Origin of the sequence: Enterobacter sp. BNK-16 (assembly GCF_048684955.1) — a bacterium.
Lineage (GTDB): Bacteria > Pseudomonadota > Gammaproteobacteria > Enterobacterales > Enterobacteriaceae > Enterobacter > Enterobacter bugandensis.
This window is the reverse complement of the sequence record NZ_JBLQTQ010000001.1, coordinates 3063876-3081470: the sequence shown is the minus strand read 5'-3', so window position 1 is coordinate 3081470 and position 17595 is coordinate 3063876. Positions and strand designations below refer to the sequence as shown.

Sequence of the window (17595 nt, the reverse complement as noted above, 5' to 3'; positions counted from 1 at the left end):
TTAACCGACGCTGTGTTCAAGACTAATGGCGAGGAGTTTTTGTGCTTCAACGGCGAATTCCAGCGGCAGTTCAGAGAACACGTCCTTACAGAAGCCGTTCACAATCATCGAAATGGCATCTTCTTCGCTGATGCCGCGCTGCAGGCAGTAGAAGAGCTGATCTTCCCCAATGCGCGACGTGGTCGCCTCGTGCTCCAGCTGAGCCGTGTTGTTGCGACACTCCACGTACGGGAAGGTATGCGCCCCGCAGTCGGCACCGATCAGCATTGAATCACACTGGGTGAAATTACGCGCGTTGGTGGCCGTCGGCATGATTTTCACCAGCCCGCGATAGCTGTTCTGGCTATGCCCGGCGGAGATCCCTTTCGAGATAATCGTCGATTTGGTGTTTTTCCCAATGTGGATCATCTTGGTGCCGGTATCGGCCTGCTGATGCCCGCTGGTCAGCGCCACCGAGTAAAACTCACCGATGGAGTTATCCCCGCGCAGAATACAGCTCGGGTATTTCCAGGTAATAGCGGAGCCGGTTTCCGACTGCGTCCAGGACATTTTGCTGTTTTCGCCTTCGCACAGCGCGCGCTTGGTGACGAAGTTCAGGATACCGCCGGTATTGCCGTCGCCGGGGAACCAGTTCTGCACCGTGGAGTATTTCACCTCGGCGTCTTTGTGAATGATGACCTCAACCACCGCCGCGTGCAGCTGGTAGCTGTCGCGCACCGGGGCGGAGCACCCTTCGATATAGCTGACGTAGCTGCCTTCGTCCGCTACCAGAATGGTGCGTTCGAACTGTCCGGTTTTTTCGGCGTTGATGCGGAAATAGGTGGAGAGCTCCATCGGGCAGCGCACGCCTTTCGGCACGTAGATAAAGGTGCCGTCAGAGGCTACCGCGGCATTCAGCGCGGCGAAGAAGTTATCGTTGCTCGGTACCACGGTGCCGATGTACTTTTTCACCAGATCGGGGTGGTCATGAATAGCTTCGCCAAAGGAGCAGAAAATGATCCCCTGCTCGGCCAGCTTTTCACGGTAGGTGGTCGCTACCGAGACGGAGTCGAAAATGGCGTCTACCGCCACCTCTCTCCCCTCGCGCACGGGTACGCCCAGCTGGTTAAACGCCTCTTCAACCTCTTTGCTCAGGAAGCTGTTCTCGGCACCGGTTTGCTGGACCGCGCCGGGCTGCGAGGCGCAGGTATCGTCACAGCTGCCGCATGAGGGCGCGGAGTAGTAGCTGTAATCCTGATAGTTTAGCTTGTCGTAGTGGGCTTTCAGCCAGTGCGGCTCTTCCATCTCCAGCCAGGCGCGGAATGCGCTCAGGCGAAATTCGAGCATCCACTCGGGCTCGTTACGTTTGGCCGAAATGGCGCGCACCACATCTTCATTAATGCCTTTCGCCAGCTCGTCGGTCTGCAGCTGCGTGAAAAAACCCTCTTTATAGTTGAGGTGTCCGCCGCTCCAGGTGTTTACATCACTCGTTGCTTCAGTATTACGAGACATAGTACCGCCTATACCCCAAAGCTTTCGCCGCAGCCGCATTCGTTCTGGGCTTTCGGGTTATGAAATTTGAATAACTGGTTTAAACCTTCCCGCACGTAATCCACTTCGGTTCCATCGATAAACGGCATAGCCTGCAGCGCGACGTACAGCTTTGCGCCGTCGGTTTCAAACACCAGGTCATCTTTTTCCGGTGCGGTGACGGTATCCAGCACGTAGCCAAAGCCCGCGCAGCCGGTCTGCTTAACGCCTAAGCGCACGCCGAGAATGTCGGGATTTTTTGCCACCAGCTCGTGGATATGCGCCGCCGCCGCAGGCGTGAGCGTTAATCCACGCCAGGCAAAATCGGCAGGATTGAAGGTTTCTGAATGCAGTTCCATAGGTCCACCTCATCTGATTAGCCATCAGGGCATAACACCATGTTAGTGATAACGATTATCACTTCAACCCTCTGTCAGCAGGGGCATTCGGCTAAACCGCCCTTTTTGTCTACTTTTATTAAGCATAGACCCTGTCAGAAGATGCGGGCGGGATGGATTTAATTGTTCAATACTTTGAAAATTAATGGATTATCTGTTGGAGAAAACAGCGAAGAGAGGAAAAGTAAAATATGTATCGGAAATGCCTATTTTTGAGATAGCTTTTGTTCTGGAAGTGTCTTAAACAATAAAAGGCCCTCAAGGCCTCTGATTATTATTGGTGAAATGAAACGCTAAAACCCTGCTCACGCCAGTGATCCAGCTGTTCCTGCTGACGCGGTGTTAGCGTCTTTCCCGTCCAGACGAAGATTTTTTGCCCCGGGAAAAGTTCAGGACGCGGAGAATCAATCGGGTCCGCCAGCACGTCAATGTGCCAGCCTTGCTGCGCCAGCCGCGCGGCTTCAAGCCAAAGATGGGTACGGTCATCGCATTCCCAGCCGATAAGCAACGCATCTTTACCCGCTTTCTTGCGCGACTCCGCCAGGCTTAGAACCGCGAATTCAATCAGGACGCCGTCAAGCATGCTCGCCATGTGGCGTACAGTATTTTGATCCTGATTCATTCGCTGGCGGACGGGGGAAATGATGTTATCAATCAGCGCATCCATGGCATGATCCCGGCGGAACTCACCGATTTTGGCGCGCAGCTTTGCCGGGCTGGCATAACGCAGAACGGTCATCATCTCTTCCTGGAACGAGACCCAGTTACCCTGAGTCAGGACTTCTTTATTTTCCAGCAAGGCTTTTACTTTTCCGACCGAAACGCCGCTTTTCATCAGGCGTTTGATCTCTTCAATACGCAGGATATCTTCATCGTCAAACTGACGATGACCCCCTTCGCTGCGCTGCGGCTTCAACAATCCATAACGTCGCTGCCAGGCACGCAGCGTAACGGGGTTGATACCGCATCGTTCGGCCACTTCGCCGATACTGTAATAGGCCATTAACTCCCTCACGCTCAGAACTTCCATACCTAACTACACCAACCTTATCAGATTGTACAAACCATTTGTATAACTAAGACCGCATTTTGCTCAGGTGAAAGGGGTCGTTCTCCCTTCACCTGTTAATACATTGTTGTCTAAAGTTTGCTTCTCGTACAGCTAACTCTGCCGAATTTTGTACAGCTTTATCAAAAATCGAATTTCTTCTCCGGCCATGCAATCGCCGGAATTCCGCCATGCCGGGGGCTTGCAAACAGATGGCCCTGGAACTGGGAAATGCCCGCAGATTCCAGCCACATCCACTCTTCTGCCTTCTCCACGCCGACCGCGCAGAACTGAATTTCAAGCGAGGAACAGCATTTGATAATCGCCTGAATGATGGCCTGTCGAGGGCCACTTTTATGCACGTTCGCGACGAGATCGCGATTAATCTTAATTCTGTCGGGCTGGAATTGGGCCAGTAGCTGTAGTCCCGCAAAGCCGGCACCAAAGTGATCGATCGTCACGCTGATGCCTGCACTTTTTAGCTGTCTGACTGAATCCGTGAACTCGTCAAAACGGGAAATGGCTTCACTTTCGGTAAACTCCACCACAATTTGCTCAGGAACAAAACCGTTTGCTCCAATCGCGGTGAGCAGGAAATCAACGGCGTTAGGAATGTTAACCAGCGTCATAGGCAGCAGGTTGAGGGATAACGTCTGGTTCTGCAACCCGAGTGCACTGGCCATTGAGAGTGCTACCTGCTTGCTGTGCAAATCAGAGGTATACACGTCGTCACGCGGCAGATTGGCGAAGTAGATCCCCGGAGCGCCGCCGTCAGGCGTGCGGAGAAGCGCCTCCCAGGAGACAACCTGCTGCATAAACGGATCGACTATCGGCTGGAAAGCAAAGCTGCAATCCGCTCCTTTCGCGATTACCTCGGGTTGCGCTGACAAGCGTGTTTCTTCGCGAACGAACTCCCAGGAATCCGCAGGCGGCAGTTCAAAATAGTTCGCTTTTTCCGTGGCCTCGACAAAGGTACGGAAAAACTGCAGCGGACGGTCATTGTAAGTCAGCTGATAGCGTGTTGTTCCCTTGTTCAGCACCTGTTGCAGCACCTCATTCCTGTCGAACTGGCGCAAATCAAAAAGCTCCATCCCCACCTTGCCAAAACGCCGGACGGGGCCGTGATCGCGCATCAGCTCGACTACGTTATGGTGTCGCGGGTCGTTGCAGATCTCCTCATAAATAGCAGAAACATGCTCCACTGGCCCCTCAAGCAACTGAAAAAAATGTGTGCCGTTAAACAGCAAGATCCCCGTGACGTTGGCTTGCCGGTTTTTATTATTTGCAGCAGCGACCATAGCTTCCAGTGCTTTCACTGGAACGTCCTCGCAGATATGACTGCGGTAAATGATGGTTGTAAGCATGCGATTCCTGGGGGTTAAGGGTTTTGACCACAAAAACATGTGGAGAGACTTCTCTTATAGCACATTAATTGCCTCACAAATAATTTACATCTCAATCATTTACGCCCGCTAATGGCACTCTCAAAAGTGTTGTACAACTTAACAGCGGCTGTGCGATTTGTACAATATATTCTGTAGCATTACCGTTTCATGAATAACAAATAAGCAATTGAAAAATAGAGTGTTTATGAAATATATCCTGATTTTATTAAAAATCTGTACATTTTTAATGTACAGATTTGGAAAAAGTGTATACCTTAAATGTAACGTTACTGATTACAAAATTTTACAGGAGCGAAACATGCAGCAGAAAGGTTACGTCGCAGATTCCGCAGCAGCGATCGCACAGTACTTCGAAAAAGCCACGCTTCCCACCCAACAGGAAACGCTGGGTCAGGTCGTTGTTGAGATCCTTAGCGACGGGCGAAATCTCAATCGCAAATCGCTCTGTACCAAACTGTTAAGTCGCCTTGAAAGGGCCGAGGGCCCCGAAGAGGAACAGCATTACCATATGCTGCTTGGTTTGCTCTTCGAACGATAACGTGATGAACCGCAGTGACGCAGACAAACTGACCGATCAGCTGATTGGCGAAGCCGTTCTTTCTCTTTTGAGAGAGCGTGGCCCCGTTACAACTGAAGCTCTGGTTCAGCGTCTGCGGCAGATGAAAACACATGAAAAGAATCCCCGGCGGCGGGAGACACTGGCGAAGGCGATTGCCGATATCGGATCAAAAAGCCTCGGATTAAAACGTCGCAGAACCGCGCAAGGACGAATAAGCAGAGAGGGACCTCTCAATGATAACAGAGGCAATGTTGTGTCGTTGTTTGGAAAGGGAAAGCCGTCCGATCCCAAAAAAATACATTGACTGCATTTTAACAGCTACGGTGAGAACAAATGAGACAAAATATTCAGCTTCAACCCGAATACCACTCTGCTTTTTTAGACAGTGCGCTGGCGGAATATTTCCGTCACGCAGGCGATCGTTTTGCTGAAGAGTCCGCTATTTTTTCTACTGCAGTACGCTGTGTTCTGGCCTCCGAAGGTCATATTTCCAATAAAGCCATCATCCTCTGGCTCATTCAAACGCTGGAAGCCACTCACGACGTAGTTCAGGCGGATGTGATTCGCAAGACGCTGGAAATCGTGGTGGGCTACACCATGGATGACGTTTAAACGCCCTGCCATTCAGCGATCGTGTCATCGTCAGAATTGTCGAACAGGCTGACGATGACACCCCCCTCTCTTCATAACCCCCTGTAAAGAAGCGTTATAAAGATGGCATGGTTTCTGCTTACTCCCTGTTACGGGACTGGGCTTACCAGTCATTTTGCTTCATTTCTTAACAGGTCTGTTATTGATGAAAAAGATCGCCAGCGTCTGCCCGTACTGCGGAGCAGGCTGTAAATTGAACCTTGTCGTTGAAAATAACCGTATCATCCGTGCCGAAGCGGCAGAGGGGGCCACAAACCAGGGCACCTTATGTCTGAAAGGATTTTACGGCTGGGACTTCCTCAACGATACCCGTCTTCTCACCCCTCGTCTCACCCAGCCCATGATGCGCTACCGCAAAGGCGAAGCATTCACCCCGGTGACCTGGGAAGAGGCTATTCGCTATACCGCCCGGAAGCTCAGCAGCATAAAAGCCCAGTTCGGCCCGCGTTCGATTATGACCACCGGGTCCTCCCGCGGCACCGGGAATGAAACCAACTACGTGATGCAAAAATTTGCCCGCGCGGTGCTGCACACCAACAACGTCGACTGCTGCGCGCGCGTTTGTCACGGTCCTTCCGTCGCCGGACTTCAGGAGACCCTCGGCAACGGTGCAATGAGCAACTCTATCAACGATATTGAACACTCCAAATGCCTGCTGGTATTTGGCTATAACTGCGCAGACTCCCACCCTATCGTCGCCCGGCGCGTGCTAAAAGCCCGTGAAAACGGCGCGAAAATCATTGTCTGCGACCCGCGCCGCATCGAAACGGCGCGCATTGCCGATCAGCATCTGCAATTGAAGAACGGTAGCAACATGGCGCTGGTGAACGCCTTTGGCTATGTGCTTCTGGAAGAGGAGCTGTACGACAAGAACTACGTCGCGCGGTTTACCGAAGGACTTGAGGCCTATCGGCAGACGGTGAAAGAGTATGCCCCTGAGCGCGTAGAACACCTCACCGGCATCCCCGCCCGCGACGTTCGTCAGGCAATGCGCACCTTCGCGGCGGCCCCTTCCGCCACCGTAATGTGGGGAATGGGCGTGACCCAGTTTGGCCAGGCCGTCGATGTCGTCAAAGGGCTTTCCAGCCTGGCACTGCTGACCGGCAACCTCGGCCGCCCTGCCGTCGGTGTCGGTCCCGTGCGCGGGCAAAACAATGTTCAGGGCGCCTGCGATATGGGCGTTCTGCCGAATATGTTCCCCGGCTATCAGGATGTGACCGATCCGGCTGTCCGGCAGAAATTCGCCGATGCCTGGGGGATCGACGTGAATAACATGGACGATCGCGTCGGAACGCGCATTACCGAAGTGCCTCACCTTGCGCTGGAAGGCAAGGTCAAAGCCTATTACATCATGGGGGAAGATCCGCTGCAGACGGAAGCCGATCTCGGCCTGGTTCGCAGCGGTTTCGAGGCGCTTGACTTCGTGGTGGTTCAGGACATCTTTATGACCAAAACGGCGGAAGTGGCGGACGTTCTGCTCCCTGCCACCTCATGGGGCGAACACGGCGGCGTTTTTACCTGCGCCGACCGGGGTTTCCAGCGTTTTGGCCAGGCTATTGAGGCCAAAGGCAACGTGAAGCGCGACTGGGAGATCATCAGCCTGCTCGCCACCGAGATGGGCTATCCGATGCATTACGACGATAACCAGCAGATCTGGGATGAAATGCGCGAGCTGTGCCCTCTCTTCTACGGCGTGACGTATGAAAAAATGGGCGAGATGGGCCACGTGCAGTGGCCGTGCCCGACGCTCGATCACCCCGGCACGCCGTACCTCTACAAAGATAATCAGTTCGATAACCCGAGCGGTAAAGGGCAGCTCTTTGCCGCACCGTGGCGCGCGCCGGCCGAGACGCCCGATGATGATTATCCGCTGGTACTCTGCACGGTACGCGAAGTTGGGCACTACTCCTGCCGCTCGATGACGGGTAACTGTGCCGCGCTGCAAAGCCTCGCCGATGAGCCGGGACGAGTGCAGGTGAATCCTGCCGATGCGGACAGACTAGGTATTAGCGACGGTCAACTGGTCTGGGTACGTTCGCGCCGGGGTAAAGTGATCACCCGCGCCAGCATTAGCGAGCGCATCAACGCCGGGGCGGTTTATATGACCTATCAATGGTGGATCGGGGCCTGCAACGAGCTGACGCAGGATAATCTCGACCCCATCTCGAAAACCCCGGAAACGAAGTACTGCGCGGTGCAGCTGGAGGCGATTGAGGATCAGCGCTGGGCGGAGGACTATGCGGCGTCGGCGTATCAGTCCATGAAGTCGCGGCTGATGAGCGCGGCGAACGTCTGAGGAACAGCGTAAATAGCATCAGGTTTACCCGGCACCAGGATGATCATCTTTTTGGCCGGGTAATTCCCTAATGAAACAGATCTAATGCATCACGAAACAAATTGGGGTTACAGCGCTTTTCAAGCAAGCGGTTCAGGAGCTCCAGCAACTCATGCTCACTGCTCAGGTTAAACTTATGCATAACCGCATACTTATGGGCATAGATCGTCTTTGGCGTAAGCATCATCTCCCTGGCTATGTTTTTGACGGATTCCCCCTTGAAAAGACCGGCCATAATATTGAGCTCACGCTGTGATAACGTTTTATGCTTACAGCTTAAACAGGCTTTTGAAAGGACAGGGATAACAGGCGCACTGTATGCACTCCAGGCCTGGCGCAATACCCTCTTCAACAGATAGAGTGACGCTGAGCGCGACACAAAAAAGGTCTGCTGAATGCAGAGCGGTAAAAACGATGACGCTGGCTCTTCCGCTTCGGTAATACCAATTATGACGCATTTACGCGCGCATTTTAATTCCGGGAAACAGGTATAATGTTCGCCCTTGCTGAACGCATAAACGATTATTCCCGCCCGAGCAATATTCTCCACATCATAGCCATTGAGAAAATTGACTTTTTTTGTACATTCATTGTTAAAAAAATCTTCAACAAATGACCTGAGGCTATGGTGATATAAAAAATCATCTTCTTTAATTAAAACATTTATCATTTATCAGACCGAGACATAATCGACATTCAACTTTTTTTCAGGCCAAAGAAATCCCTGCATTAAATTGCATCCAGTATTCTGAGCCAAAGAAAACAGATCGTTATTTTCGATGCCTTCAATAAGCACCTGATCTACCATCATAGCGCAGTAGGCTATCATTGATTGTAAGGCCCGGGGAGTCAATCTGTTTTCCCATAAGCTCTTTTTATCTACTTTAACACCATCAAATATGCAAATACGCTCACCCAGCGGCGCTAAATGCTCACTTCTAACATCATCCAACCATATCTTTGCACCTGTTTTCTTTATTCTCTGATGCATTATATCAAAACTCTCTCGCTCTTCATTTGTTAGCAAAATAAAATTGCACGGATCTTGTACCTCAATAACGATACCAGAACGCAGGCTGGGCAATATTTCACTGACCAATTCTGATTGGCATAATAATTTTGCGGGGACGTTAATAAAATAGTCACCATCCTCTTCACACAGAGGAATTATACGCAACTGCCAGCGCAGCAAACGAGAGCTTGCATTTAAAGACATCTTTTCAAAAAACGTTTCGCAATCAATTCCCTGACGTAAGGTACTTAGCATCTCCCAAGCCTTTATCTTCTTTTCCTGTGAAGAATAGATAGGCTGGAACCGAACACCGCATATAGCATGCTCAAGCAAGGAATTAATCAACATGGATGTCTCAAACTTATTATTTTAAAAAAGATATTTCAGCCGTTACTGATAAGTAAAATCTACATTCATTACTGCCTGGAATGTTCCGGCAGTGGAATTTCCTTGTGGCGTAAACATTCTCGCTGACAACGGGAATGTCGAACTGCGCGTGCTGCTGTCGACATTGACCTGCATTGTGCTGTTCACGCTATATGCTGTCGCATGATCCCTGCTGGCAATACGTAATGCCACATTGTTGCTGGTCCCGCTGTTTTTCCACGCCGTGGGATCTTGCGTATCTGCATTACCGGTAAATTTGGCCGTTACGCTGCTGGTGCCAGCAGGACAGTTTTGCACCAGCAGATCAAAATCAGACCAGACGGCACCGTCACCGGCATTTATGAGATTCTGCTTGGTTTCTTCCCCCAGATTGACCACTTTAGAAACGGTGCCCGTGTCTACGACACACGGGCTTGCAATGACCTGGCCAGTGACATTAATTGTTGTTTCGGCCCACGTCATCAAAGGGGCTGAGCTCAGGAGTGAAGAAAATAAAATAATCTTTATATTCATATCATTGTGCCTTCACTGATAGCTCATCGTGAGAACGATAGCCGTATTAATTGAACCTGGCGTTGTAGTACCATCAATCGAATACGCATTAACCTTGAGGGGAATCGACGCTGTACGGTCGCTTTGAACAGATTTAAACAAAGTACATCCTGGCCCTAAAGAATCACCTGTTACGCCATCATACAAAGCAATATACACATTTCCTGCCGTGCCCATATTCTCATAGAGATTAGGCGCATCATGGGATGCAGAACCATCAAAATCTGCTCTGACAGTACTGGTACCATTCGGACAGTTTGTCACTGACAGTGTAAATGTCACTGGCGTTGATGCAGCCCCCGGCGTCGAGAGTGCTGTTGCTTGTATATTCCCTAAATCAACATTAAGGCTGTTCGATCCACCATTTACGATACAGGGCGACGCCACTATATTACCGGTTACGTTAATCGTTACCGTATCTGCGGAATAGGATAACAACGGCATCATAATGTACGAAGCCAGGACTAAATACATAAATTTCATATTTTACTTCCTTATTGATACGTAATATTCAATGTCGCTGTTGCGTTGGCTGAACCGGGAGCAATATTCGGCTTCGTTTGATAATAACGAACAACAATCGGTAGCGATTCAGCGCCGCCAGTAGATTGCTTGAGTAACACGTTTCCATTAAGGTTAAGAGGTACTCCGCCATATAAAACCTGTACTCCAATACCCTGTGCAACTCCAGGCAACCCTTGGTTTGACAGTGCTAAAACACTTGTGTTTGATACATCAGGATTTTGCTGCCCGCTTAGTGAAACATTTATATTCGCACCCGGATTGCATGTTAACCCCAGGTTTTGAGTAACTTGTGCGCTACTTGACGTTGTACCTACAGTGGAGCCAAAACTCGTAGTAGGAATATTCCCCATAGGGAAACTCAACGACCCTGTATTTAGGCTGCAAGCAGTCGTGGTAATGCTACCTCCTGTAACATACCAGCTGGCTATATAAAATTGATTTACAATAGATGCGTCAGCAAGTTTGCCAGTCAGAAAATTACCTGAACCTTGAGCACCGCTTGTTCTGACAATCTCCGCTTTATAACGATATGTGCCATTTTGCGTTCCCATAAGGCTTGCACCAGTAGGGAAATAATGAAGGAAATTTAAGGCCCCATCGTTTTGTGAAAGTCGCAAACCATAGCCACTGATACCTATATCATAAAGGTAGTTACCCAATGCATTGAAATACATTGTCTCCTGATAAGTATTATTAGTATCAGTGCACGTAAAGTTCATACTATAGTAACCCGTCTTTGTTACAACGGTTGTGCCGGGAAGTGCATCTCTTTGTGCAATTACACTCCCAAAATTAATATTGATGGTTGGAGTAGTTGCGTTATTCGTGCATGCTGCAAAGCTCATCCCAGACACGGTAGTGAGAATAAATAATAAAAGAAATCTAAAAATATTCATTTCCTTTCCTATCGACAGATTGTACTGACAACAGCAATGTTATTTTTTGTATCGGAAGGTTTTAAAGCATATGACGCCCTACACTGCTTATCTGTTCCTTCCCCCCACTGTGCGATAAGGTCAACATTCTCACCTAATCCTGTTAGGTAAACCTGACCATTGTCACCTACGATAAAGCCGCTATTTTTAATTCCATTGACGCTGACAATCGCCCCGAATGGAACAGGCTGACCATTACCACGTAATAACGTAAACAGAGCACGCTGGCCAACATTGGCAGTATATTCAGCGCGTACCACAGCTCCGCGGGTCGGCACGACTGTTCGCGTAGTGAGATCCAGTTCGACGTTATCGGACATGCTTTCCGGGTCGAGCACGATATCGTTTTTACGATATACGCTGACGTTATTTACCGTTGTATATCCCCGATAGTCCGTTTTCGCGCCCGTTTGGTTTCGTACCGTCAGGCCTTTCGCCCCAGGCACTTTAACCAGGACGTTCGTTTCACCCAGCGGTTGCGATAACGTCACGCCGTCAGCATGCGCAATAACCCCGCCCTGGATTCCGTAGTTCAGACGCTCATTATTCTGGTCGTAGCTGTACCCTGCCGTCACCTCACCATAGGTACCCTTGTAATCACCGTTTACGTTGCCGCTGTATCCGACATTATCGCTGCCATAGCCCTGCTGAACGTTCCAGTTCAGGGCATTGTTTTCCAGCGCGGTCCCGTTGATGCCAACCGTATGAGTCGTTCCGCTATTTTTACTGTTATTAACGCTGTAGTTTGCCCACGTCTGCGGCAGGAATTTATCCAGCGGCACGCTAATGTTAAACGCCACCATCTGGTCTTTGTCATAGCTCGTAGGGTTACCATAGGTACCAGGCGTCCCGTTACGCGTTGAGGTATAGGTTAAACCGTAGCTGATGCCGTTCCAGAAATTGTTATACCCCAGACTCCAGGACTCCATGGCTCGCCCGGAGCTCCAGTAGTCTTCGCGGACAGCGCTGACCATGATCGAGCCTAATGAACCGCCCAGAGACTGGTTCATGGTTAGCTCCATACGGTTACGACGCCGATTCTGCATCACACCCGTATCGCCATAGGAATCAAGTACTTCCTGCATACCATAAAAGCCTTTGGTCGAATAGCGGTAGCCTGCGATGGCAAAGTTAGTGCCGGTTTCGACAAAGTTTTTACTGTAGCGGGCGCGCCAGGACTGGCCGCTATCGCTCGGCAGATTTTGCGGGCTAGACCATGCCTGAATGACGTCGACAGAAACTGCGCCGAGATCTCCCATGTTCTTGCCCATACCGGCAGCGATCGACTGGTAGTGACTCGACGTTTGACCACCGCCGTACGCCGTTAAGCCATACGGCAAGCCATAGATGCCCGTAATTTGCGCAAACGGTGTCTTGTCTACGCTACCGTTATAGGAACGATATTGCCCACCCGTGACGGCGTACTTGAATCGCCCTTCTCGCTGCAGTACTGGCAGTGAGGCATAAGGGACGGTGAATTGTTGAATGCTACCGTCAGCCTCTTTAATTGTTACCTGCAGATCGCCTGCCCCCCCGGTCGGATACATATCCGTGATCTCGAAGGCGCCAGGCGCAACGTAGGTCTGGTAAATCTCATACCCATTCTGACGGACAATGACCTGCGCATTGGTACGCGCGATACCGCGCACGACGGGTGCGTACCCTTTGAGGGAGTCGGGTTGCATATCATCATCGGAGGCCAGCTGCGCACCGCGGAACGGCATGCTGTCGAAAACATCAGCAGGCGCAGTGCTGTCCCCGAGGGTCATCTGCGCTTTTAACGGAACGATCGCGCGCTGGGCGTAGGTGTAAACGCTGTCCCATTTGTCCTTGCCATCTTCATCCCGTGACCAGGTGGTGTAGTTGCGCAGACGCCATGGCCCGATATTGATTCCCGGACGCAAATTAGCGTACTGCGTGTTGCTGATATCACTGCTCCCGTTGCGCGAGCGGTTGTTAGCGCCACTCAGGCTGTAGTTGAGCAGCGCAGCCGTGATTCCGTCATCCCACTGTTCTGGTGGAACGTATCCGCGCGCCTGACGAGAAATGGCCGCCTGCGGGATGCTGATAAGCAGACGCTGTGCGCCAAACTGGAATTCAGTGGATCCGGAAGGTATCGCATGCAGGTTCGCACAACGTTCGTTGTCCACCGCCAGCGCCGGGAAAAGCTCGGTTTTTACGCCCCACTCTTTCAGCTGCTCCACGGTCAGACAAGGTTCTAATTTCCCCTCATCGTTGGGAGCACCAGAGGTTTTAAATTCGATATCACGCGTATCAACAAGTTCGTTATCCAGCATCACATCGACGTGATAAGTTCCCGGCGCCTGCGAGCCCGCTTCAAACGCAGCGAGATCGGCTTTACCTCCATTTTGCGGATTATCGAGTTCAACCAGGTCCGGGTTGAAGTAATCACGCGCCATGGCATTCTGCACTGAGCCAGCAAGGGCAAATGCAATCAGTAAAGCCAATCGCGCAGGTTTAAAATTATTATATTCCCTTACTATCATCATTCACGTCACCTTGGAAACGACATTCCAAAACCAATAATTTTCACAAGCTTGCGCTTTGCACGTCACTCACCGCTCCATAATCATTAATGACTTTATAATTAACAGAGGTTGAGTTAGCGCCAGCAGGCAGCGTGAAATTCATTGATTCCCCAGGAAGTACATACGAAACATTTTCAATTTTTTTACCGCCCAGACTGATTTCATTAAAGTTAATGACATAGCTGGTTGGGTTGGTAACCTGAAGTTGATTTCCATTCCGACGCCAGGTTAACTGATGACTCAACTCCTGCGGCTGCTGAGACTTTAAGCCTGCGGGACGGTATATCAGCTTAATGCGCGTTTTAATCGCTATTTGCAGCGTATTATCTTTTTTGGGCGCTGAGGGTATCGCTTTAATATTCAGCCAGTAGAGACTTTCCTTATCCTGCGGCAAGTTGCCGGTCACCACGACACGCTCAATGTTTTGCTGACCGCCATCGAGTCGATACAACGGAGGGGTAATAATAAAAGGAGCTTTCTCAGCGCCACCATTTAATGTCTCAACCCATGACTGAATAAGGTACGGCGTCTTATCCGGGTTGTTAACATCAATGGAAGCTTCTTTTTTATTGCCATCATAGACGACACGCGTTCCGCCAATAATAACACCCGCATTGGCGACGGACACGCTTGCTGAAAACACTGCGCAGGCAATTAAAGTTTTGCTAAGAAAATTCATTTTACACCTCGATAAAAAAGGGCCGTATACCGGCCCTCATATATTTTTCCGGTCAGGAAGATTACTGGTAGCTAACGGAGAAGTTCGCTACACCGTTTGCTGGACCTACGCCAACAGTTGCAGACGTTGCTTCGTACTGAGCAAAGAAGTCCAGCGTGTTTGGTACAGTTTCAGCCAGGCTGTAAACGTGGGAGTTAACGCCCGACAGCGGCAGATCCTGGCTGTCAGCCGTCATCAGGTTAATAGCAACGCCTGTTGCGCCACCGGTTACAGCCAGCAGGTTGGAGTTTGCTGGATCGGCAGAACCGTCAAACTTGATGGTTGCGCCTGTTACGGTTGCCGGGCAGTCGGTCAGCACGATTGAGAATTTAGTCGCAGCGGTTTTATCGCCAGCAGCGGTAAATTCAGATTTGCTGTAACGGCCCAGATCAACGGTCTGGTTTACAGAACCCGCGTCAACGGTGCACGCCGCATCGATGATTTCGCCGGTGAAATTAACGGTACCAGCAGCAGCGAATGCGTTAGACATGGTCAGAGCAGCAGTCGCAACGAAAGCAGCAGCAATAATATTCTTTTTCATGATTTAATTTCCTTAATAACTTTATAAATTACCGAAATTTAGGCAGCAACATCCAGATGGATTTAGGCCATTTATTTTTTGCGCCAGATATCTCATTTCCAACGTGCAGTAAGCAGAACGCAAAGATATTTATTCGATAACTTTGTTTTCACCCTCTCACTTGCTGAAGCGAAATTTACAGAAGTTTAATTTTTTCGACAATTGGTTTTTAGCCCAACAGTAGACTTTAACCTTAACCATTCTTTAACACGTAAAATTTGTTTAATTAGGCTATTTCAAATTATTAAATATTTGTTAATGGTCGAGTCCATTATGAAATCAACCTATTATTTATTTATACTCCCCTCGGATAGATAATCTCTGACGCATCTTTTGACAAACATAAAGAGCGTCTGGAGGGATTAACATGAATACTAAAATGTCAACGGGAGAAATCACTGAGGTTACTCCTGCGCATGCATTTAAGCCCGTTGATGATATCAATAAAATTATTGAACAAATCGCTCCCTTTGCCACGCGTTTTAATGCGAATAAAGGCGAAGTCCTGCGCTATCATTCCGGTAAAAAAAGAACCTGTTACATACTTCATCAAGGTGGTGTCACGCTGAACCGTCGAGGGGATGGTATGGTGCTTAACTCTGAACAAGCGACTTTCATTATGGGTATCAGTAATCAGTTCTCACAGACCGAAAACCTGTACGTCAGAGTGAATGAAAATGCTGTGATGAGCCGCCTTTCTCTGGAACGTTTCAATCTGCTGATCGAGAGTTTTGGACTGTGGGAGAGTTTGTGCAAGTTAGTGATTTACACCGCTTCTCGCGTTTACGAGCACTGCACATTGATCTCACAAATGTCCTCATATGAGATAATCCGGTTCCAGTTGCTTGAACTGATGAACGAATCGGAGCGTATCCGCAGCAATATTACCGCAGCGAATTACATCCAAAGCAGAACGTATCTTTCTCGTAGCGGCATAATGCGGATCCTTGCAGAACTTCGGGATGCGGGATGCGTTGAACTTAAACGCGGTATCCTGATTTCTATCAATCACTTACCTTTGAAATACTGAACAAAACGCGCGCTTAGGGAGACTCGGCAGGATCCACGCTATACTGAACCCCATGACTACTGGAAGGTTTGACGGACAGGCGCGCGTATGCTCGATGAGTTCTCCACAAAATGGGTATGTGATCCTTCATCAGCGACAAATTTGCTGATCGATTATCTTCAACACGGTTCAGATTTAAAAAAAGTGCTGCCACGCCGTCGATTAAATTTTGTGGTTGGCAATGAGCGTCTCTGTTATGTATTGCTCAAAGGACGTGTCATGATACACCGTAGCAACCACGATTTAGCGATGGCTACGGTTCAAGGGCCCGCGGTGATCGGCCTCAGCAATTTGTATCAGACCCAGATGCGCGGCTATATCAAGACATTCAATAACTGTGACATCGTCATCCTTAAAATGGATTTTGTTAATGAGACGGTTAAGCGTCATAACCTTTGGGAGCCCCTGGCATATCATCTGATGAGCCTGGCAGGTAAGCTCTTTCACAGTTATGAAGATTTAACGGGCCCTTCCGCTTATGATATTGTCATCGCCCAACTTTATGCGCTCTCAAACGAAGAACCCTCGTTCAGGCTCAGTGTTACTGCTGAAAGTTATATCAGAGATAAAACCCACCTGTCCCGGAGTGGCGTGATGCGTATACTCTCGGCATTAAAAGAAGGGGGCTATATCGACATGCAAAGAGGTGTGTTACTTAATATTATTAAGTTGCCTGAAAAATTTTGATTGCGCATTGCCAGGTTATACATAATCGTTTTCCAGGAAATCGCGAAGCTGGTTGGGTTGGCTCTTTTTCTCCATCAACCTTCTCAGCAATACGATCAGCTCGTAATCGCTGCGCAGATTAAATTTTTGCATCATCATATATTTATGGGTAAAGACCGTTTTCTCGCTCATCTCCAGCGCGTGCGCGATCTGCACAACCGACAGCCCTCTGTAAAAATTCACCATAATGCGAATTTGTTGCCGGGATAAACCTTTATGCTGGCAGTCGAAACAGCTCCTTTTAGTCCACTTGTAACCCGGTAGTTGTGTCCTGAACCACGCGATAAACAGTTCACCACTGATACGATCAAGCGATGCACGGCGAGAGAGAAAAATGATGTCCTGAAAGCAGGAGGGCGACGCGGAAAATCGCAGCTCATCGTCGACGAAGCCTATCACAATCCCTTTTTTCCGGGCCAGTAACTCGGGAAAACAGGTCAGTGTTTCACCCTGACACAATGACAGAACAATAATATCGGCCTGACTGACGTTTTCTTGGGTCAGGTCAAGATTAAAGGTGATGGCGCGATTAAAGTTTTGCTTAAAAAAATTCTCTAAAAAGTTCTGTAGCCCAGCCTGAAAAAACAGATCCGTTTCCTGAATCAGGATATTTAACATAGTTCCTACCAACGTCTT

General features: G+C 49.5%; 19 protein-coding genes. 6 read left to right on the top strand and 13 right to left on the bottom strand.

Annotation, left to right across the window (positions count from 1 at the left end; all coding sequences use genetic code 11):
* The 4 genes from sufB to ACMGGH_RS14770 form a co-directional block, all read right to left on the bottom strand.
* Positions 1-1491 carry a Fe-S cluster assembly protein SufB gene (sufB, locus tag ACMGGH_RS14785; RefSeq protein ID WP_028012865.1) on the bottom strand — a complete coding sequence of 497 codons (1491 nt, stop codon included), beginning with the start codon at positions 1489-1491 and terminating at the stop codon, positions 1-3.
* A gap of 8 nt (positions 1492-1499) precedes the next feature.
* Positions 1500-1868 (bottom strand): Fe-S cluster assembly scaffold SufA, encoded by a 369-nt coding sequence (sufA, locus tag ACMGGH_RS14780; RefSeq protein ID WP_041910386.1) that lies wholly within the window; start codon positions 1866-1868, stop codon positions 1500-1502.
* Positions 1869-2181: 313 nt separating this feature from the next.
* On the bottom strand, positions 2182-2910 hold the full coding sequence (locus tag ACMGGH_RS14775; protein WP_048956258.1) for a MerR family transcriptional regulator: 729 nt from the start codon (positions 2908-2910) through the stop codon (positions 2182-2184).
* 188 nt (positions 2911-3098) lie between these two features.
* Positions 3099-4319, bottom strand: coding sequence for a diguanylate phosphodiesterase (locus ACMGGH_RS14770; protein WP_182034293.1), 1221 nt, complete (start codon positions 4317-4319; stop codon positions 3099-3101).
* Between the two features lie 340 nt (positions 4320-4659).
* On the opposite strand from ACMGGH_RS14770, the gene ycgZ reads away from it, so the two are divergent.
* The 4 genes from ycgZ (at position 4660) to fdhF (ending at position 7867) form a co-directional block, all read left to right on the top strand.
* A complete protein-coding gene (ycgZ, locus tag ACMGGH_RS14765) occupies positions 4660-4899 on the top strand; it encodes a regulatory protein YcgZ (RefSeq protein ID WP_028012861.1) in 240 nt (79 codons plus the stop codon).
* A 4-nt stretch (positions 4900-4903) separates the two neighbouring features.
* Complete coding sequence (locus ACMGGH_RS14760; protein WP_028012860.1) at positions 4904-5224, top strand: hypothetical protein; 321 nt, start codon at positions 4904-4906, stop codon at positions 5222-5224.
* 29 nt (positions 5225-5253) lie between these two features.
* Positions 5254-5532 carry a biofilm/acid-resistance regulator YmgB/AriR gene (locus ACMGGH_RS14755; RefSeq protein WP_028012859.1) on the top strand — a complete coding sequence of 93 codons (279 nt, stop codon included), beginning with the start codon at positions 5254-5256 and terminating at the stop codon, positions 5530-5532.
* 184 nt (positions 5533-5716) lie between these two features.
* Entirely contained in the window at positions 5717-7867 is a 2151-nt protein-coding gene (fdhF, locus tag ACMGGH_RS14750; RefSeq protein ID WP_232948141.1) for a formate dehydrogenase subunit alpha, read from the top strand.
* 67 nt (positions 7868-7934) lie between these two features.
* Here fdhF and ACMGGH_RS14745 read toward each other — a convergent pair whose 3' ends face one another.
* From ACMGGH_RS14745 to ACMGGH_RS14710, 8 genes are all read right to left on the bottom strand, one after another.
* Positions 7935-8576: a LuxR C-terminal-related transcriptional regulator gene (locus ACMGGH_RS14745; RefSeq protein ID WP_232948140.1), complete on the bottom strand. Its 642-nt coding sequence runs from the start codon at positions 8574-8576 to the stop codon at positions 7935-7937.
* A 3-nt stretch (positions 8577-8579) separates the two neighbouring features.
* Positions 8580-9266, bottom strand: coding sequence for an EAL domain-containing protein (locus ACMGGH_RS14740; RefSeq protein WP_269835757.1), 687 nt, complete (start codon positions 9264-9266; stop codon positions 8580-8582).
* 42 nt (positions 9267-9308) lie between these two features.
* Positions 9309-9818 (bottom strand): fimbrial protein, encoded by a 510-nt coding sequence (locus ACMGGH_RS14735; protein ID WP_059356938.1) that lies wholly within the window; start codon positions 9816-9818, stop codon positions 9309-9311.
* A 12-nt stretch (positions 9819-9830) separates the two neighbouring features.
* Entirely contained in the window at positions 9831-10340 is a 510-nt protein-coding gene (locus ACMGGH_RS14730) for a fimbrial protein (RefSeq protein WP_232948138.1), read from the bottom strand.
* A gap of 11 nt (positions 10341-10351) precedes the next feature.
* Entirely contained in the window at positions 10352-11278 is a 927-nt protein-coding gene (locus ACMGGH_RS14725) for a spore coat protein U domain-containing protein (protein ID WP_232948137.1), read from the bottom strand.
* A gap of 8 nt (positions 11279-11286) precedes the next feature.
* Positions 11287-13827: a fimbria/pilus outer membrane usher protein gene (locus ACMGGH_RS14720; RefSeq protein WP_232948136.1), complete on the bottom strand. Its 2541-nt coding sequence runs from the start codon at positions 13825-13827 to the stop codon at positions 11287-11289.
* Between the two features lie 40 nt (positions 13828-13867).
* Positions 13868-14545, bottom strand: coding sequence for a molecular chaperone (locus ACMGGH_RS14715; RefSeq protein ID WP_232948135.1), 678 nt, complete (start codon positions 14543-14545; stop codon positions 13868-13870).
* A gap of 61 nt (positions 14546-14606) precedes the next feature.
* Entirely contained in the window at positions 14607-15125 is a 519-nt protein-coding gene (locus ACMGGH_RS14710; protein WP_232948134.1) for a fimbrial protein, read from the bottom strand.
* 406 nt (positions 15126-15531) lie between these two features.
* Here ACMGGH_RS14710 and ACMGGH_RS14705 point away from each other — a divergent pair, with 406 nt between their 5' ends.
* Together ACMGGH_RS14705 and ACMGGH_RS14700 are read left to right on the top strand one after the other, a co-directional pair.
* Positions 15532-16194: a winged helix-turn-helix transcriptional regulator gene (locus ACMGGH_RS14705; protein ID WP_028012851.1), complete on the top strand. Its 663-nt coding sequence runs from the start codon at positions 15532-15534 to the stop codon at positions 16192-16194.
* Between the two features lie 87 nt (positions 16195-16281).
* On the top strand, positions 16282-16920 hold the full coding sequence (locus ACMGGH_RS14700; protein WP_080351080.1) for a helix-turn-helix domain-containing protein: 639 nt from the start codon (positions 16282-16284) through the stop codon (positions 16918-16920).
* 15 nt (positions 16921-16935) lie between these two features.
* Here ACMGGH_RS14700 and ACMGGH_RS14695 read toward each other — a convergent pair whose 3' ends face one another.
* A complete protein-coding gene (locus ACMGGH_RS14695) occupies positions 16936-17577 on the bottom strand; it encodes a helix-turn-helix transcriptional regulator (RefSeq protein ID WP_232948133.1) in 642 nt (213 codons plus the stop codon).
* Between the last annotated feature and the right edge of the window lie 18 nt (positions 17578-17595).

Coding starts and splice junctions, on each gene's coding strand:
- sufB (WP_028012865.1), bottom strand. CDS start 1,491: ATGTCTCGTAATACTGAAGCAACGAGTGATGTAAACACCTGGAGCGGC.
- sufA (WP_041910386.1), bottom strand. CDS start 1,868: ATGGAACTGCATTCAGAAACCTTCAATCCTGCCGATTTTGCCTGGCGT.
- ACMGGH_RS14775 (WP_048956258.1), bottom strand. CDS start 2,910: ATGGCCTATTACAGTATCGGCGAAGTGGCCGAACGATGCGGTATCAAC.
- ACMGGH_RS14770 (WP_182034293.1), bottom strand. CDS start 4,319: ATGCTTACAACCATCATTTACCGCAGTCATATCTGCGAGGACGTTCCA.
- ycgZ (WP_028012861.1), top strand. CDS start 4,660: ATGCAGCAGAAAGGTTACGTCGCAGATTCCGCAGCAGCGATCGCACAG.
- ACMGGH_RS14760 (WP_028012860.1), top strand. CDS start 4,904: ATGAACCGCAGTGACGCAGACAAACTGACCGATCAGCTGATTGGCGAA.
- ACMGGH_RS14755 (WP_028012859.1), top strand. CDS start 5,254: ATGAGACAAAATATTCAGCTTCAACCCGAATACCACTCTGCTTTTTTA.
- fdhF (WP_232948141.1), top strand. CDS start 5,717: ATGAAAAAGATCGCCAGCGTCTGCCCGTACTGCGGAGCAGGCTGTAAA.
- ACMGGH_RS14745 (WP_232948140.1), bottom strand. CDS start 8,576: ATGATAAATGTTTTAATTAAAGAAGATGATTTTTTATATCACCATAGC.
- ACMGGH_RS14740 (WP_269835757.1), bottom strand. CDS start 9,266: ATGTTGATTAATTCCTTGCTTGAGCATGCTATATGCGGTGTTCGGTTC.
- ACMGGH_RS14735 (WP_059356938.1), bottom strand. CDS start 9,818: ATGAATATAAAGATTATTTTATTTTCTTCACTCCTGAGCTCAGCCCCT.
- ACMGGH_RS14730 (WP_232948138.1), bottom strand. CDS start 10,340: ATGAAATTTATGTATTTAGTCCTGGCTTCGTACATTATGATGCCGTTG.
- ACMGGH_RS14725 (WP_232948137.1), bottom strand. CDS start 11,278: ATGAATATTTTTAGATTTCTTTTATTATTTATTCTCACTACCGTGTCT.
- ACMGGH_RS14720 (WP_232948136.1), bottom strand. CDS start 13,827: ATGATGATAGTAAGGGAATATAATAATTTTAAACCTGCGCGATTGGCT.
- ACMGGH_RS14715 (WP_232948135.1), bottom strand. CDS start 14,545: ATGAATTTTCTTAGCAAAACTTTAATTGCCTGCGCAGTGTTTTCAGCA.
- ACMGGH_RS14710 (WP_232948134.1), bottom strand. CDS start 15,125: ATGAAAAAGAATATTATTGCTGCTGCTTTCGTTGCGACTGCTGCTCTG.
- ACMGGH_RS14705 (WP_028012851.1), top strand. CDS start 15,532: ATGAATACTAAAATGTCAACGGGAGAAATCACTGAGGTTACTCCTGCG.
- ACMGGH_RS14700 (WP_080351080.1), top strand. CDS start 16,282: ATGCTCGATGAGTTCTCCACAAAATGGGTATGTGATCCTTCATCAGCG.
- ACMGGH_RS14695 (WP_232948133.1), bottom strand. CDS start 17,577: ATGTTAAATATCCTGATTCAGGAAACGGATCTGTTTTTTCAGGCTGGG.